Here is a 15,844-nt window from a genome sequence, read left to right on the forward strand (position 1 = left end):
GACCGTCAGGCGGCGGCGTCGAGCTCGCGCGCGGTCCAGGCGCCGACGCCCACGGCCTCGGCGTGGCGCAGGTCGTCGACCGTGTCGACGTCCAGCCGCAGCGTCGAGGACTCGGGCAGGTCGAGCACGCGGTAGCCGGCGCCGACGTGCTTCTCCCGCGAATCGAGGCCGAAGGCCGGCTCGGGTCCGGTCCCGCCGGGCAGGAGCAGCGCGGTCGTGCCGCTGCCGGCCCGGTCGCCGACCATCGAGGGCTCGTCGCCGACGGCCGCGAGGGCGGCGTCGAGGTCGGCGGCGGTGAGCGCGGGCAGATCGGCCGTCAGCGCGATCACGGGTGCACCGGGGCGGAGGTCCTGGGCCTGCGCGATTCCCGCGGCGACCGCGGGATTGAGCTGCCCCGGATCGCCGATGACGTGCAGGCCGGGGTGCTCGAGCGCGGCCCGCTCGACCGCCGACATGTCGGAGGTGACGAGGACGACGGCGCCCACCGACTCCGCAGCGCCGACCGACGCCAGGGTGTCGAGGAGGAACGCCTCGGCGAGGGCGGAGCGCGCCACGAGCTCGAGCCGGGTCTTGGAGGTGCCGCGGCCGCGGTACACGACGACGGCCGTCCAGGCGCCGCTCATGACGCGACCCGCCCGGCAGCGGCGAGCCCTGCCGCATAGCCCTCGGCGTGCGCCTCGTCGGCGCCGACGCGGAACATGTCGTCCGGACCGGTGCGGGTCAGCGTGCGGGCGCCCGGTGCGTCGAGCCCGGTGACGAGCCGGCCGACACCGCGGACGACGGCGACGGGGTGCCCGGTCGCCTTGCCCTTCACGAGGTCGCCGAGCGCGGCGATCTCGTCGGCCACCGCGGGCATGGTCACCGCGAGCGTCCGGCCGAGCGCGTCGACGGCGCCGCGCAGGTCGTCGATCACGAGCAGCCCCGCTGCTCCGATCGCCGCGTCGGTCTGGCCGACCCGCCAGGCGCGGCCCAGGGTGTCGCTGACGACGACGCCGACCCGGGCGCCGAGCCGCTCGCGCAGTCCCGCGCAGAGCGCGCGGGCCGACGCGTCGGGGTCCTCCGGCAGCAGCAGCACGGTGCCCTCCGCGACGTTGCTCGAGTCCACCCCGGCGGCGGCCTGGACGATGCCGAGGCGGTTCTCCACGATCCTGGTGACGCCGTGCGCGTGCGCCCGGGTGGCGACGACGCGGACGGTCTCGGCGGTGATGGCGTCCTCGCGGTCGTCCGCGGCGACCACCCGGCCCTCGGCCTTCGAGACGATCTTGCTGGTCACCACGAGGACGTCTCCGTCGACGGGGCGGTCCGCTGCCGGAGCGGCCTCGATCGCCGCGAGGATCAGCTCGAGCAGGTCGTCTCCCGGGACCACCTCGGGGATCCCCTCGAGGACCCAGGCCGCCACGCGCATCGCACTCATCCCGCCATTCTCCCAGGCCAGGACAGCGTCGAGCGCACGCCCGCCGGGCGCTTGCCAGCGGAGGCGGGAACGTGCGAGCGCGCGGTCAGGAGGCGAGGTACGCCGCGACGGCCGGCGGCACGTAGGGCGAGACGTCGCCGCCGAGGGCCGAGACCTGGCGGACCAGCGAGGACGAGACGTGGGCGTGCGCGGGGTCGGGCAGGAGGAAGACGGTCTCGACGTGGGCGAGGTTGCGGTTCACGATCGCCATCGGCGTCTCGTAGGCGACGTCGACCTGCGAGCGGATGCCCTTCACGAGGATGCTCGCGCCGACGTCGGTGCAGTAGTCGACGAGCAGGCCCATGCTCCAGGAGGCGACGACGATCGTCCCCTCGATGCCGGCCTCTGCGATCGACTGCTCGATCAGGGCGACGCGCTGCGCGATCGGCAGCAGGGCGGTCTTGGCCGGGTTGTGCACGACGACCACGTGCAGCTCGTCGACGAGGCGCGCGGCGCGCTCGATGACGTCGAGATGCCCGAGGGTGACGGGGTCGAACGAACCGGGGACGACGGCGATGCGGGCCATGCCCTCAGCGTATCGGGCGCCCGCGGGCCGGATCGGAGCGGAGGAGCCCTCCGGGTCAGCTCTTGCCGAGGAACTCGCGGTCGCGCTCCTGCACGCGCCGCTCGAGGGCGGCGCGGAGGCGGTCGTGCGTCGCGAGCACCGGATCGGTCTCGAGCAGCCGCTCGGCGAGCACCCGTGCCTCGAGGATGAGCCAGGAGTCCTGCACCACGCGCAGCAGCCGCAGGGAGGAGCGCCCGCCGGACTGCGAGTCGCCCAGCACGTCGCCCTCCCGGCGCAGCTCCAGGTCGGCCTCGGCCAGGTCGAAGCCGTCGAGCGTCGCCGCGACGGTCTCGACCCGCTCGCGCGGCGTCGTGCCCGCCTCGGCCGCGGTGACGAAGAGGCAGACGCCGGGCACGCCGCCGCGCCCGATCCGCCCGCGCAGCTGGTGCAGCTGCGAGACGCCGAACCGCTCGGCGTCGAGGACGATCATCATCGACGCGTTCGGCACGTCGACGCCGACCTCGATGACGGTGGTCGAGACGAGGACGTCGATCTCGCCGGCCGCGAAGGACTGCATGACGGCGTCCTTCTCCTCCGCCGTCATCCGTCCGTGCAGGGCGGCCGAGCGGCGCTTCCCCAGGAGGGAGTGCCTGCGGACGCCCTCGATCGTCTCCGACACCGTCGTCAGCGGGGTCGCCGTGGGCTCGTCCTCCGCGGCGAGCGGACCCTCCGCCGCCTCCCCCGGCTCGATCGCCGGGCAGACGAGGTACACCTGGTGGCCCTTGCGGATCTCCTCGTCAGCCCGCTCCCAGGCCCGGGCGATCAGGGCAGGATGGTCGGCGAGGGACACGACGTGGCTGCTGATGCCGGGGCGGCCGGCCGGCAGCTCGCGGATGGTGGAGACGTCGAGGTCGCCGAAGACCGTCATCGCGACGGTGCGCGGGATGGGCGTCGCGGTGAGCACGAGCACGTGCGGCGGCTGGGCGCCCTTCCGCCGCAGGGCGTCGCGCTGGTCGACGCCGAAGCGGTGCTGCTCGTCGATCACCACGAGCCCGAGGTCGTAGAACGAGACCTTGTCGCCGAGCAGTGCGTGGGTGCCGACGACGATCTTCGCGGTCCCGGAGACGATCCGCAGCAGCGCCGCGCGCCGCGCGGCCGCGCCGAGACCGCCGGTGAGGAGGGTCGGCACGAGCTCCGCCGACAGCTCGGGCCCGAGGGTGCGGACGATCGAGCGGAGGTGCTGGCCGGCGAGCACCTCGGTCGGCGCGAGCAGCGCCGCCTGCCCGCCGCTCTCGGCCGTCGCGAGCATGGCCCGGAGCGCGACCAGGGTCTTGCCCGACCCGACCTCGCCCTGCACGAGCCGCGACATCGGCGACTCGTCCGCGAGATCCGCGGTGATCTCGCGGCCGACCGTCTTCTGATCGTCGGTCAGCGTGAACGGGAGCGCGGCGTCGAAGCGCTCGAGCAGCCCGCCCGGTGCGGCGACCCGCGCGGTCCCCGGCGTCGAGCGGGCCGCCGCCCGCCGCTCGAGCAGGGCCAGCTGCAGCAGGAACGCCTCGTGGAAGCGCAGGGTGTCGCGCGCCGGGATCTCCTCGCCCTCGCGCTGCGGCCGGTGGATCAGCTCGAGCGCGGCGCCGAGGTCGAGCAGCTTCCGGTTCGCGCGCACCTCGGCGGGGATCGGGTCCTGCACGTACTTCAGGTCGTCGAGCACCACCTCGATCGCGGCCTGCAGCTGCCAGCTCGCGATCGTGCTGGTCGCGGGGTAGATCGGGATCGGCCGCTCGGTCCAGTCCTTCGTGAGTGCTGATCTCGCGATCGGGCCGTGCGCCGTGACCTCCTCGTCGTCGAAGAGCCGGTAGTCGGGGTGGGTGAGCTGCTTCGTCTCGCGGAACATCGACACGGTCCCGGCGAAGATGCCGCGCACGCCCCGGCGCAGCTGCGTGGCGCGCCAGGGCTGGCCGAAGAACGTCAGCGAGAGGGTGCCCGTGCCGTCCGAGATGATCACCTCGAGCAGTCCGCCGCGGCGGTTCTTCATCTCGCGCGAGCGCACCTCGCGGACCTCGGCGACGATCGTCACGTTCTCGCCCACCGGCAGCCGCGACACGTCGGTCAGCTCGCCGCGCTTGGCGTAGCGGCGCGGGTAGTGGCCGAGGAGCTCGCCGACCGTGCGGTAGCCGAACGCCTTCTCGATAGGCTTGGCGGTCCGCGGGCCGATCAGCGGCGCGAGCGAGGCGTCGAGGGGGTCCGGGATCACCCGACGATCATAGGTCGGACCTCGGACGCCGGGTCCGCGCGAGGCCCGGGAGGACCGATCGCGGCGCGACGGCGGCGGTCAGCCGTGCGCCGGTTCCGAGGGAGGCGCGCAGTCCCGCGACCACCGTCGATGCGGCGCGCCAGCCGGCGTCCTGCTCCGCGGGCACCGGCGCGTAGCGCACGCGCTCCACCCCCTCCCGGAGCCCGCGCAGCACCGAGCGGGCGCCCTCGTCGTCGCCGAGGGCGCCGGCGATCAGCGCCTCCTGCGCTCGCGGCGACTCGCCGTCCTCGACCGGGACCCCGAGGTCGCGCGCGCTCGCCAGCAGCTCAGCCCAGGCGGGCTCGAGGGAGCCGTCGGCCGCGCGGCGCCGGCGCACGGCGCGCTGGACGACGCGCAGGAGCCACGGCACGAGCAGTAGCAGGACCAGCAGCGACCACAGCGTCACGACCGGCGCGCTGGTCGCGGTGCCGCCGCCGAGGGCGCCGGGCGTCGCGGTCGCGGTCGATGCGCTGGGCGTCGGCGACGCGGTCCGGCCGGGCTCCGCGCCGGGCGCCGCGCTCGCGGCGGCACCGGGGGTCGTCGAGGGGGCGGAGGTCGTCGCGCTCGGCAGCGTGTACGAGGCCGGAGCCCCGCGGCTCGGGGTCGGCTCGAACGGCAGCCAGCCGACGCCCTCGAAGTAGAGCTCGGGCCAGGCGTGCAGGTCGGACGACTGCACCCGGTAGCTCGTCAGCTCGGTGCCCGGGGACGGCACGACCGAGCCGGGCTGGTAGCCGATCGCGAGCCGGGAGGGGATGCCGAGCTCGCGGGCCATCACGGCCATCGCCGAGGCGAAGTGCACGCAGTAGCCCTCGCGGACCTCGAGGAAGGAGGCGAGCACGCCGACGCCGTCGCCGTCGTAGCCCTCCTCGGCGGGGGTGTCCTCGGAGTAGCGGAACTCCGACGAGCGGAAGAACCTCTGCAGCGCGCGGGCCCGGTCGTACGCGGTGACCGCGTCCGCCGTCACGTCGCTCGCCGTCGTGCGCACGATCTCGGGCACGTCCTCCGGGAGCGAGAGGTAGCGGTCGAAGCCGCTGGGCACCGGGGCGTCGAGCAGCTGCTGCGGGTCGGGCTCGAGCCGCAGCGCCTGCACCTCGTACTCGTCGCCCGCCCGGGTGGTCGCGTCGCCGCGGATGGAGCCGTCCTGCACGTCCTGCAGCCAGCCGTCGCCGACACCGCTCAGCTCGGAGACGGGGTACGGCACCGGGAGCCAGCGGCTGCGCAGGGTCTCGACCGAGACGTCGACCTCCTCCGTCTCCCGCGGGACGGCCTCGCCGAGGCCGGCGGGCGCGATCGGAGCTGCGATGTCAGCGGTCTCCTCGGTGTCGCTCGGCGCCCAGTCCTCGCCCTCGAAGTCCGAGACGGTGAGCACGCGGAGGTAGACCGGCAGATCGGAATCGGTCGAGTAGCGCAGCACGGTCACCGGATTCGGGCGGCGCAGGTCGGCGCCGAGGGCGACGACCGGGTCGATCGAGCCGTTGAAGAGCGTGCCGGAGACGCCGGACGGCGTGGCGACGCGCGCGAATCCGCCCGCGGACCCGGCGACGAGACCGGCGACGATCACGACGGCGCCCGCGATCGCGATCGACGGCACGGTGGCGCCGAGCGAGGCGCTGCGCGGGCCGCGGCGCTCGGGTCGCGCGCTCACGGCGAGGATCCCGAGGTAGACGAGCGCCGTGAGCAGCAGACTCGGCCAGGAGACCTCGGCCGGATCGATGATCGCGGGCACCGCCAGGAGGGTGGCGGGGAAGAGACCGGCGAGCGCGGGCAGGCGCACCGAGAACGCGAAGAGATCGGCGGCCCAGGCGAGCACGACGACGCCGCCGACGAGGAGGAAGGCGATCCCGCTGTCGGCGACCGCGGGGAGGCCCTGCTCCGCGATGGAGGTGAAGCCCGCCTGGGCGAGAGTCTGCGCGTCGGCGACGGCGCCCGGGGTCGGGACGAGGAAGAGCAGCGCGCGTCCGGGGACGAACATCGCGGTGAGCACGCCGACGACCGCGAGCGTGCCGAGGACCGGCGGGATCACCGGGTGCGCGCGGAGGGCGCGCGCCGCGGCCGGGACGGCGAGGACGACTCCGACCGCGAGGGCCAGCTGGACGAGCCAGCCGATCCCCTCGAGCAGGCGGCCGATCCCCGAGGAGGCCGTGACGAGCGAGAGCCAGAGCAGGACCGAGAGCAGGACCGAGCCCGAGCGGGCGTCGCGCCCGCGGCGGCTCACGCGACCACCCGGAGCGCGAGGGCCTGGGCCCACGCCTCCTCGACGGCGGTGCGCGGCGACACCGGCACGGGGTACCAGCCGAGGGAGGACAGCGCGGCCTCCTCCTCGGGGGTGCCTCCGACGAGGAACGCGACGGCCGGGCGCGCGTGCGCGGCGAGGGAGGCCAGCGCGGCCAGGTCCTCCTCGTGCAGGCGGGAGAGGACGGCGAAGACCGGGCGGCTGCCGCCCGCGTCGCGCATCTCGGCGGCGATCCGGCCGACCGCCTCCACCGACTCGTCGGCGGGGGCGAGCTCGGCCAGGCGCAGCAGCACGTCGTGCGCGGCCTCGCGCTCGTCCTCGGAGCGGGCGGGCTGGTCGGGCGCGCCGGTCTCGATCAGGTGCGTCTCGAGGCCGCGCTCGAGCAGGTGCACCGCGAGCGAGGCGGTCATCGAGACCGCCCACTCCAGGCGGTCGTCGCCGCCGCGCTCGTCGAGGATCCGCGCGGCGCGCGTCTCCAGCAGGATCCAGGCGTGCGGGTCGGTGTTCTGCTCGTCCTGGCGCACCTTGAGCTCGCCCGAGCGGGCGCTGGCGCGCCAGTGCACGCGGCGCATCGCGTCGCCGGGGCGGTAGTCGCGCGGGATGACGTCGTCGGTGCCCGCCCCGGCCGTCGCATGCGCGACCGGGCTCGAGCCGCCGGCGCCGTGCGCGTCGAGCACGTCGCTCTGCAGCGGGACGGCCCGCGGGGTCACCACGAAGGGCTGGGCCGCGCCGGCGACGGTCTCGCGGACGGCCAGCCCGAAGGCGTCGCCGCGGGTGAGCCGCAGCGGCCCGATGCGGTGGATGCCGCGCCGCCCGGCGGGCAGCCGGTAGCGGGCGCGGACACGGCTCGCACCGCTCCCCGGCAGCGCGATCGAGGGCAGGGTGAACGCGCCCCGCGCGACGGTGCGTCCGGTGACGAGACCGCGCTCGACCCGGTCGAGCCGGTCCTCCGCCCGGGCGCCGGCCCGCAGCGCCGAGCCGCGGTTGTCGAGGACGACGTCGACATCGACCACGTCGCCGACCGCGACGACCTGCGGGGCGAAGCGGCGCTGCACCTGCAGCACGGGCGTCACGACGAGCAGCGCGAGGACGGCGGCGACGGGCAGGCCGAGCAGGACGATCCCGACGAAGAGGAGCTCGCGGAAGGCGATGATCGGGGCGACCACGATCGCGACCGCGCCGAGGACGACCAGCGCCCAGCCGCGCACGGTGAGGGCGACACCGCGGACGGCCGGGAACGCGCCGAGGCGCCCCGGCGCGCGCTTCGGATCGCGCGGGTCAGTCGGCACGGCCGCTGAACGGGACGGGGGTGGCGGCGACGATGCGCTGGACGATCTCGGTCACCGAGTGCGAGGCGCCGCTGCCGGAGCGGCCGGGGAGCCGCGTCGCGGGGAGGAGCCGGTGGCCGAGCACCGGCACCGCGAGGACGTCGATGTCGTCCGGGACGACGAAGTCGCGGTCGTTGATCGCGGCGAGCGCCTTGGCCGCGGCGATCAGCTGCAGAGTCGCGCGCGGGCTGCCGCCCAGGCGCAGCTCGGGATCGATGCGGGTCGCCTGCATGATCGCCACCACGTACTCCTGCACCGGCGGGGCGACGTAGATCGACTGGACGTAGTCCATCATCCGCTCCAGCTGGTCGTGGCCGACGACCTGGCGCAGCTCCTCCAGCGGGCTCGCGGCGTCGCGGGTGCGGATCATCTCGAGCTCGGCGCGCTCGTCGGGGTAGCCGAGCGAGAGCCGCGCCATGAAGCGGTCGCGCTGCGCCTCGGGGAGGCTGTAGGTGCCCTCCATCTCGACGGGGTTCTGCGTCGCGACGACCGCGAACGGCCGCGGCAGGATGTGGGTGACGCCGTCGACCGAGACCTGGCGCTCCTCCATGCACTCCAGCAGCGCGGACTGCGTCTTGGGCGAGGCGCGGTTGATCTCGTCGCCGATCACGACGTTCGCGAACACCGGACCGGGCTTGAACTCGAAGTCGCGGGTGGCCTGGTTGAAGACCGAGACGCCGGTGACGTCGGAGGGCAGGAGGTCCGGGGTGAACTGGATCCGCGAGACGGTGCCGCCGACGGACGCCGCCAGCGACTTCGCGAGCACGGTCTTGCCCGTGCCGGGGACGTCCTCCATCAGCAGGTGGCCACCGGCGAGGAACACCGTCAGCGCCATCGAGACCTCGGCGTCCTTGCCGTCGATCACGCTGCACAGGTTCTTCAGGATCGCCGCGCAGTGGGCGCTGAACTCCTCACGGGTCATCGCCGACCCGGGAGCCGCACCGCGGTCCGATGCCGTGCCGACTGCGGAGCGGGTCTCATCGAGGGACGTCATAACTGGTGATTCTCGCAGTGCGAACCGGAAAACAGCTCAGGCTTCCGGGGGGCTCCCAGCCCTCGGCGCGAGTCCTATGCTCGGAACGGTGACCAGGATCATCGCCGGCTTCGCCGGATCGCTCACCCTGCGGGTCCCCCGCGCCGGCACCCGGCCCACGAGCGACCGGGTCCGCGAGGCGGTCTTCTCGGCGCTCGAGGCGCGCGACGCGCTCGACGGCGCGACGGTCATCGACCTCTACGCGGGCTCCGGTGCGCTCGGACTCGAGTCGGCCAGCCGCGGCGCCGCCTCCGTGCTGCTGGTGGAGCGCGACGCGAAGGCCGCGAAGACGGCCGGGGAGAACGCTCGCGCGATCACGGCCGCCGCCGCCGCGAACAAGCGCCCGAAGCCGCGGATCGAGGTCGTGATCGCCTCCGTGCGCTCGTTCCTCGACGGCTCCCCCGCCGTCAACGCGGACACGGTCTTCCTCGATCCGCCCTACGACCTCCCCGAGGACGAGCTGGCGGCCGATCTCGCCGGCGTCCTGCCGCTGCTCGCCGAGCACTCCGTCGTCGTCGTCGAGCGGAGCTCACGGAGCCCGGAGCCGGGCTGGCCCGCGGCGCTCGAGCGCGACCGGCGGAAGGACTACGGGGAGACGACGATCTGGTGGGCGTCGCCCGCGGCGGCCCCGGCCGAGTAGCGCCCTCACCCGCCGCCGCGGATCAGCCCGCGGCGCCGTCCCAGCCCAGGTAGGGGTCCCAGCCGCCGCGCTCCGCCAGCGCGACTCCGCCGAGCCGCACCTCCGGCGCGCCCTCGCGCACCGTCCCCAGGGCGGTGAAGCCCGGAGGCAGCGCCGCGCCGGGAGGGAAGCAGGCGAGCATCGCGTGGTCCTCCCCGCCGCCGAGCACCAGCGCGCGGGCGAGCGCCGCATCGATGCCGTCCACGGCCGTCAGCGGGGCGGCGTGCGCGTCGACGGCGTCCGCGTCGAGATCGAGGACGACGCCACTCGCCCGGGCCATCCTCCGCGCGTCGAGGACGACGCCGTCCGAGACGTCCATCATCGCCGTCGCGACGCCGCCCGCCGCGATGCCGGCCGCGATCGGCGGCGTCGGCCGCAGCTGGGCGTCGAGCACCTCGGAGTGCTCGGCCCGGAGCGCTCGGGCGAGTGCCGCGTCGGGCTCGCCGGCCGTCCGCGCGCGCTCGAAGAGCAGCCGCAGGCCCAGGCCGGAGACGCCGAGGGGCCCGGCGGTCGCGAGGACGTCGCCCGGGCGCGCGCCGCTCCGGAGCACCGGCGGCCGGCCGTCGAGCGAGCCGAACGCCGTGATCGCCAGGGTCAGCGTCCCGGAGGCGGACAGGTCGCCGCCGACGACGCCGCAGCCGGGCGCCATCGCCGCGCAGCCCGCGGCGAGGCCGTCGGCGATCCCCTCGAGCACGTCGACGCCGAGGTGCTGCGGCGCGGCGAGGGCGACCACCAGCGCGGTCGGGCGCGCCCCCATCGCGGCGACGTCCGAGAGGTTGGACGCGGCGGCCTTCCAGCCGAGATCGAACGGCGAGGACCAGGCGAGCCGGAAGTCGGGGCCGTGCACCATCATGTCCGTCGTGACGACGAAGCGGCCGTCCGGTGCCCGGAGCACCGCGGAGTCGTCCCCCGGCCCGACGAGCGTCTCGGCGCCGCCGCCGAACCTCGGCAGGATCCGCGCGAGGACCTCGCCCTCGCTGAGCTCGGCCAGGGTGGGGCTCGGATCCGGTGCCATGGTTCACACGCTAGCGTTGCCGTCGATGTCCTCCCGCCTGCTCCGCGCTCCCCTGGCCGCGGCCTCCGCCGTCCTGCTCCTGAGCGGCTGCTCGGCCGCCGTGGCGCTCGAACCCGCGGCGGACGCGACGAGCACCGGCTGCGCCGAGGTCTCGGTGCGCCTGCCCGACGTCGTCGCCGAGCTGCCCGAGCGCGAGACGAACGCGCAGGGCACGGCCGCCTGGGGCAGCCCGGCCGCGGTCATCCTGCACTGCGGCGTCACGCCGCCCGGCCCCACGACCGACCTCTGCGTCTCGGTCAGCGGCGTCGACTGGATCATCGACGAGTCGCAGGCTGCCGACGACGTCTACACGCTGACCACCTACGGCCGCGACCCGGCCGTCGAGATCACCGTGGACCAGAACCGCGCCTCCGGCACCTCGGCGGTCGTCGACCTCGCGAACGCCGTCTCCTACCTCCCTCAGGAGCGCGCCTGCACGAACGTGTCCGACACGGACACCCTCGACCCCGCGGGCACGCCGACGGGCTGACCCCGCGTCAGCCGTCGGTGCCGAGCGCCGCGGACGCCACCCGGAGCGCCCGCTCCGGCGTCGCTCCGAGGGCTCGCACCCGCGCGGCGTACACGCCCGCCGCGAGCTGCAGCTCGTGCTCGACCGCGTCGACCCCGCCGGACACGACGGTGCCGGCCCTGCCGCGCGTCTCGACGATCCCCGCCGCCTCGAGCTCCTTGTAGGCGCGCGCGACGGTCCCCGGAGCGACGCCGAGCTCCTCGGCGAGCGCGCGCACCGCGGGCAGCCGGGTGCCGACCAGGAGCAGCCCCGCGGCGACCTGCGCGGTGATCCCCTGCCGGATCTGCTCGAACGGCGCCCGCGGGCCCGGCTCGAGCCGGAGCCCGAGGCCCGCCTCGGTCATCGGACCGCGGCCGGGACGCGCTCGAGCGCCAGGTCCAGCAGCTCGCTGATCAGGTCGGGGTAGTCGACGCCGCTCGCGCCCCACATCCGCGGGAACATCGAGATCGGCGTGAAGCCGGGCATCGTGTTGATCTCGTTGATGACGAAGCCCTCGTCCGTCAGGAAGAAGTCGACGCGGGCGAGGCCCTCGGCGCCGATGGCGGTGAACGCGCTGACCGCGAGGGCGCGCATCTCGGCGAGCTCGTCCTCGGTGAGGTCGGCCGGGCAGACGAGCTCGACGCCCTTCATCCCGAGGTACTTCGCCTCGAAGTCGTAGAAGCCGCCGCCGCTGACGACGACCTCGCCGGCCACGGACGCCCGCGGAGACCCGCCCCGGCGCCCGCCGAGCACGCCGATCTCGACCTCGCGGCCGACGATCGCGGACTCGATCAGCACCCGGGAGTCGTGCGAGAACGCCTCCTCGAGCGCGGCGTCCAGCTGCGAGCGCTCGTCGACCCGGCTCACGCCGACGCTCGATCCGGCACGGGCCGGCTTGACGAAGGCGGGCAGGCCGAGCTCGTCGAGCGCCGACGCGGCGTCGCTCGGGTCCTCGCGCCACTCCGCCTCGGTCACCGTGTACCAGGGGGCGACCGCGATGCCCGCGGCGCGGAAGACGGTCTTGGTGAAGTGCTTGTCCATCCCGAGCGCGGAGGCGAGCACGCCGGAGCCGACGTAGGGCAGCCCGACCAGCTCGAGCATCCCCTGCACCGTGCCGTCCTCGCCCCACGGGCCGTGCAGGATCGGCAGCACCACGTCGACGTCGCCCAGCGAGCGGATGGAGCCGTCGGCCGCGGTGACGGTCAGCTCGCGCGAGAGCGCCGACTCCGGCCAGCGCACCCGGGAGCCGTTGTCCTCGACCCGCGGCAGGGCGCTCGCGTCGAGCGCGAACTTCTCCGGCCGGTCCTCCTCGAGCACGAACGCGCCGTCCGCGGTGATCCCGACCGGGATCACGTCGAAGCGGTCACGATCGATCGCCCGCAGCACCCCCGCCGCCGTTGCGCAGCTGATCGAGTGCTCGCTTGAACGCCCCCCGAACAGTACGGCCACTGCGAGCTTGCTGGTCATCGAGGTTCCTCTCCCCCTGGGGCTCGTCCGAATCCGTGGTCAGGTGCGGCGCGATGTCCTTCGGATCGAGCGTACCGGCGAGCACCTGCGACACCTGCTCGACGATGGGCATGTCGACGCTGCGGGCGCGGGCGAGCTCGAGGATCGGCGCGACCGAGGAGAGCCCCTCCGCCGTCTGCTGCATCGACTTCACGACGTCGCCGAAGCTGTAGCCCTGGCCGAGCAGGCGCCCGGCCGTGTTGTTGCGCGAGAGCGACGAGCTGGACGTGGCGATCAGGTCGCCGAGGCCGGCCAGCCCGGACATCGTCTCGGGGCGGCCGCCGTACGCGACGGCGAAGTCGGTCATCTCGGCGAGGCCGCGGGTGATGATCGAGGCCTTGGTGTTCTCGCCGTAGCCGACCCCGTCGACGATGCCGATCGCGACGGCGATCAGGTTCTTCAGCACGCCGCCGAACTCGGTCCCGATCACGTCGGTGTTGACGTAGGAGCGGAAGTAGCGGTTGGTCGCGGCGAGCGCGACCTCCTGCGCGGTGACGAGGCTCTCCGAGGCGATGACCGCCGCGGTCGGCTGCTCCTTGGCGATCTCGAGTGCGAGGTTCGGTCCGGAGGCGACCGCGATGCGGCTCGGATCGATCGGCAGCACCTGCGAGATCACCTCGCTCATCCGCTGGCCGGTGCCCTTCTCGACGCCCTTCATCAGGCTGACCAGGACGGTCCGCTCCGTGAGGAACGGCGTGATCGCCTCGAGGTTCCCGCGCAGGGTCTGCGACGGGATGGAGAGGTAGACGTGGTCGGCACCCTCGAGCGCCTCCTCGATCCGCGGTGTCGCCCGGATGTTGCGCGGCAGGTTGATGCCGGGGAGGTAGTCGCTGTTGCGCTTGGCCTCGGTGATCTCCCGCGCGAGCTCGGCCCGCCGGGCCCACATCACGACCTCCGAGCCGCCGTCGGCCAGGATCTTGGCGAACGTCGTCCCCCAGCTGCCCGCGCCGAGGACGGCCACGCGGCGCGGCACGGGGATCGGCGCCTTCTCGGCCCTACTGCTCCTGCTCAAAGCGTCCCGTGCCCTTCTGGTTGTGCTCGGCGGGGTTCCAGCGCTTCTCGGGCGCGGTCTCGCCGCGCAGCTCCTCGAGCAGGCGGGTGATCGCGGCCATCACGACGGTCGACGCCTCGTTGAGCGTGGCGGAGTCGAGGCTGCGCCCGCGGAACGCCGACAGGTCGACCGGATCGCCGACGAGGACGTCGACGCGCTTGCGGCGGAAGAGGGTGATCTTCCTGGAGTAGCGGCCCATCAGCTGCTGGGTGCCCCAGTGCGCGACGGGCACGACGGGCAGCCCGTACTGCAGCGCCATCCGGACCGCTCCGGTCTTGCCGCGCATCGGCCAGAGCTCGGGGTCGCGGGTGAGCGTGCCCTCCGGGTAGATCAGGACGGAGCCGCCCCGGTCGACCAGCTCCTTCGCCGCCTTGAGCGGCTCGCTGCCGCGCACGGAGCCCGCCCGCTCGACCGGGATCTGCCCGGAGGCGCGGAGGATCGCTCCGGCGACGGGGATCTTGAACAGCGACGCCTTCGCGAGGAAGCGCGGCGCGCGACCGGCCCGCCACAGCACCCAGCCCGTGATGAACGGGTCGATCTCGCTGTAGTGGTTCGGCGCGAAGACGAACGCGCCCTTGCTCGGGATCTTGTCGATGTCGCGGACCCGGAGGTCCACGGAGGCGGTCAGCGTCGGGATCACCGCCGCCGCGAGGAGCCAGAAGATGGACGGACGGCTTCGTTCAGACACCCGCCCATCCTCGCATCCCGCGTGGCCCGCGCCCGCGAGGCGCCGCGGTGCGGTCAGCGGGACGCCGCGGCGCCACCGGGACCGCCCAACGGAGTCCCGGCACGCGGAAACGGCTCCGGCTCGCAGGATCGGGGGGACTCTGCGAGCCGGAGCCGTTGTCGCGTGCCGGAGGTGCTCCGGGACTAGGCGTCGAGCGAGAAGTCCGCGCCGAGCAGCTCGAGCTTGGTGAGGAAGTTCTCGTAGCCGCGGCTGATGATGCCGACGTTGGAGACGTGGGAGGTGCCCTCGGCCGAGAGCGCCGCGATCAGGTGCGAGAACCCGCCGCGCAGGTCCGGCACGACGATGTCGGCGCCGTGCAGCTTCGACGGGCCGGAGATGACCGCGGAGTGCATGAAGTTGCGCTGACCGAAGCGGCACGCCTGGCCGCCGAGGCACTCGCGGTGGATCTGGATGGTCGCGCCCATCTCGACCAGCGCGTCGACGAAGCCGAAGCGCTGCTCGTAGACGGTCTCGTGCACGATCGAGACGCCCTTGGCCTTGGTCAGCGCCACGACGAGCGGCTGCTGCCAGTCGGTCATGAAGCCGGGGTGCACGTCGGTCTCGATGATGACGGGCTTCAGCTCGCCACCGGGGTGGTAGAAGCGGATGCCGTCCTCGGCGATCTCGAAGGCGCCGCCGACCTTGCGGAAGACGTTGAGGAAGGTCGTCATCTCCTGCTGGCGGGCGCCGCCGACGAAGATGTCGCCGTCGGTCGCGAGCGCCGCGGCGGCCCACGAGGCGGCCTCGTTGCGGTCGAAGAGCGCGCGGTGGGTGTAGCCCTCGAGGCGGTCGACGCCCTCGATGCGGATCACGCGGTCGGTGTCGACCGAGATGATCGCGCCCATCTTCTGCAGGATGTTGATGAGATCCATGATCTCCGGCTCGATCGCCGCGCCCGACAGCTCGGTGATGCCCGAGGCGCGGACCGCGGTGAGCAGCACCTGCTCGGTCGCGCCGACGCTCGGGTAGGGCAGCGACACCTTGGCGCCGTGCAGGCCCTCGGGCGCCGACATCCGGATGCCGGAGGGCAGCTTCTCGACGATGGCGCCGAAGTTGCGGAGCACCTCGAGGTGGTAGTCGATCGGGCGGTCGCCGATGCGGCAGCCGCCGAGGTCGGGGATGAAGGCCTCGCCGAGGCGGTGCAGCAGCGGGCCGCAGAAGAGGATCGGGATGCGGCTGGAGCCGGCGTGCGCGTCGATGTCGGCGAAGTGCGCCGACTCGACGGCGGACGGGTCGAGGATCAGCTCGCCGACCTCCGGGCCCTGCTTCACCTTGACGCCGTGCACCTCGAGCAGGCCCTTCACGACGCGGACGTCGCTGATGTCGGGCACGTCGCGCAGCGTCGAGGCGGTCTCGCCGAGGAGTGCGGCGACCATCGCCTTGGTGACGAGGTTCTTCGCCCCCTTGAGCTCGATCCGGCCCTTCAGCGGACGACCGCCGTGGATCGTGAGCCTCTCGGTCGTCATCCCCACGT

General features: G+C 74.2%; 15 protein-coding genes. 2 read left to right on the forward strand and 13 right to left on the reverse strand.

All coding sequences use genetic code 11. The annotated features are described in order from the left end of the window. Positions 1-5: 5 nt before the first annotated feature. The 7 genes from cofC to HRK28_RS02135 all read right to left on the reverse strand — a co-directional run bounded on the left by cofC (position 6) and on the right by HRK28_RS02135 (position 8,734). Entirely contained in the window at positions 6-623 is a 618-nt protein-coding gene (gene cofC / locus HRK28_RS02105; RefSeq protein WP_160088547.1) for a 2-phospho-L-lactate guanylyltransferase, read from the reverse strand. Continuing rightward, complete coding sequence (gene cofE, locus HRK28_RS02110; protein ID WP_208543751.1) at positions 620-1,414, reverse strand: coenzyme F420-0:L-glutamate ligase; 795 nt, start codon at positions 1,412-1,414, stop codon at positions 620-622. The genes cofC and cofE overlap by 4 nt, the downstream gene beginning before the upstream one ends. Positions 1,415-1,499: 85 nt before the next feature. Continuing rightward, complete coding sequence (gene coaD / locus HRK28_RS02115; RefSeq protein WP_160088545.1) at positions 1,500-1,979, reverse strand: pantetheine-phosphate adenylyltransferase; 480 nt, start codon at positions 1,977-1,979, stop codon at positions 1,500-1,502. Positions 1,980-2,034: 55 nt separating this feature from the next. After that, positions 2,035-4,212, reverse strand: coding sequence for an ATP-dependent DNA helicase RecG (locus tag HRK28_RS02120; protein ID WP_367948324.1), 2,178 nt, complete (start codon positions 4,210-4,212; stop codon positions 2,035-2,037). Between the two features lie 7 nt (positions 4,213-4,219). Continuing rightward, positions 4,220-6,466: a DUF3488 and transglutaminase-like domain-containing protein gene (locus tag HRK28_RS02125; RefSeq protein ID WP_173250278.1), complete on the reverse strand. Its 2,247-nt coding sequence runs from the start codon at positions 6,464-6,466 to the stop codon at positions 4,220-4,222. After that, the gene (locus HRK28_RS20685; protein WP_173250279.1) at positions 6,463-7,773 is read right to left on the reverse strand and encodes a DUF58 domain-containing protein; all 1,311 of its coding nucleotides are present in this window, start codon (positions 7,771-7,773) and stop codon (positions 6,463-6,465) included. The genes HRK28_RS02125 and HRK28_RS20685 overlap by 4 nt, the downstream gene beginning before the upstream one ends. Beyond that, on the reverse strand, positions 7,763-8,734 hold the full coding sequence (locus tag HRK28_RS02135) for a MoxR family ATPase (RefSeq protein WP_217274474.1): 972 nt from the start codon (positions 8,732-8,734) through the stop codon (positions 7,763-7,765). The genes HRK28_RS20685 and HRK28_RS02135 overlap by 11 nt, the downstream gene beginning before the upstream one ends. 160 nt (positions 8,735-8,894) lie before the next feature. Here HRK28_RS02135 and HRK28_RS02140 point away from each other — a divergent pair, with 160 nt between their 5' ends. Continuing rightward, on the forward strand, positions 8,895-9,485 hold the full coding sequence (locus HRK28_RS02140; protein ID WP_173250281.1) for an RsmD family RNA methyltransferase: 591 nt from the start codon (positions 8,895-8,897) through the stop codon (positions 9,483-9,485). A gap of 22 nt (positions 9,486-9,507) precedes the next feature. Here the strand turns inward: HRK28_RS02140 and thiL are convergent, their stop codons facing one another. Further along, positions 9,508-10,539, reverse strand: coding sequence for a thiamine-phosphate kinase (thiL, locus tag HRK28_RS02145; protein ID WP_173250282.1), 1,032 nt, complete (start codon positions 10,537-10,539; stop codon positions 9,508-9,510). A 25-nt stretch (positions 10,540-10,564) separates the two neighbouring features. Here thiL and HRK28_RS02150 point away from each other — a divergent pair, with 25 nt between their 5' ends. After that, complete coding sequence (locus HRK28_RS02150; protein ID WP_160088531.1) at positions 10,565-11,068, forward strand: DUF3515 domain-containing protein; 504 nt, start codon at positions 10,565-10,567, stop codon at positions 11,066-11,068. A gap of 7 nt (positions 11,069-11,075) precedes the next feature. Here HRK28_RS02150 and HRK28_RS02155 read toward each other — a convergent pair whose 3' ends face one another. From HRK28_RS02155 to murA, 5 genes are all read right to left on the reverse strand, one after another. Continuing rightward, positions 11,076-11,450, reverse strand: a complete 375-nt coding sequence (locus tag HRK28_RS02155; RefSeq protein ID WP_160088529.1) for a GntR family transcriptional regulator — start codon at positions 11,448-11,450, stop codon at positions 11,076-11,078. Then, a complete protein-coding gene (locus tag HRK28_RS02160; protein WP_173250283.1) occupies positions 11,447-12,553 on the reverse strand; it encodes a D-alanine--D-alanine ligase family protein in 1,107 nt (368 codons plus the stop codon). Before HRK28_RS02160 ends, HRK28_RS02155 begins: the two co-directional genes overlap by 4 nt. Further along, entirely contained in the window at positions 12,450-13,604 is a 1,155-nt protein-coding gene (locus HRK28_RS02165) for an NAD(P)H-dependent glycerol-3-phosphate dehydrogenase (RefSeq protein WP_217274378.1), read from the reverse strand. Before HRK28_RS02165 ends, HRK28_RS02160 begins: the two co-directional genes overlap by 104 nt. After that, a complete protein-coding gene (locus HRK28_RS02170) occupies positions 13,588-14,331 on the reverse strand; it encodes a 1-acyl-sn-glycerol-3-phosphate acyltransferase (protein WP_244231818.1) in 744 nt (247 codons plus the stop codon). Before HRK28_RS02170 ends, HRK28_RS02165 begins: the two co-directional genes overlap by 17 nt. Before the next feature lie 182 nt (positions 14,332-14,513). Next, positions 14,514-15,836, reverse strand: coding sequence for a UDP-N-acetylglucosamine 1-carboxyvinyltransferase (gene murA, locus HRK28_RS02175; RefSeq protein WP_160088523.1), 1,323 nt, complete (start codon positions 15,834-15,836; stop codon positions 14,514-14,516). Positions 15,837-15,844 lie beyond the last annotated feature (8 nt).

Source organism: Rathayibacter sp. VKM Ac-2835 (genome assembly GCF_013266705.1).
Taxonomy (GTDB): domain Bacteria; phylum Actinomycetota; class Actinomycetes; order Actinomycetales; family Microbacteriaceae; genus Rathayibacter.

Bases quoted from the DNA above. Each gene is read 5' to 3' on its own strand.
- cofC (WP_160088547.1), bottom strand. From the start codon at position 623: ATGAGCGGCGCCTGGACGGCCGTCGTCGTGTACCGCGGCCGCGGCACC.
- cofE (WP_208543751.1), bottom strand. From the start codon at position 1,414: ATGAGTGCGATGCGCGTGGCGGCCTGGGTCCTCGAGGGGATCCCCGAG.
- coaD (WP_160088545.1), bottom strand. From the start codon at position 1,979: ATGGCCCGCATCGCCGTCGTCCCCGGTTCGTTCGACCCCGTCACCCTC.
- HRK28_RS02135 (WP_217274474.1), bottom strand. From the start codon at position 8,734: ATGACCCGTGAGGAGTTCAGCGCCCACTGCGCGGCGATCCTGAAGAAC.
- thiL (WP_173250282.1), bottom strand. From the start codon at position 10,539: ATGGCACCGGATCCGAGCCCCACCCTGGCCGAGCTCAGCGAGGGCGAG.
- HRK28_RS02150 (WP_160088531.1), top strand. From the start codon at position 10,565: ATGTCCTCCCGCCTGCTCCGCGCTCCCCTGGCCGCGGCCTCCGCCGTC.
- HRK28_RS02155 (WP_160088529.1), bottom strand. From the start codon at position 11,450: ATGACCGAGGCGGGCCTCGGGCTCCGGCTCGAGCCGGGCCCGCGGGCG.
- HRK28_RS02160 (WP_173250283.1), bottom strand. From the start codon at position 12,553: ATGACCAGCAAGCTCGCAGTGGCCGTACTGTTCGGGGGGCGTTCAAGC.
- murA (WP_160088523.1), bottom strand. From the start codon at position 15,836: ATGACGACCGAGAGGCTCACGATCCACGGCGGTCGTCCGCTGAAGGGC.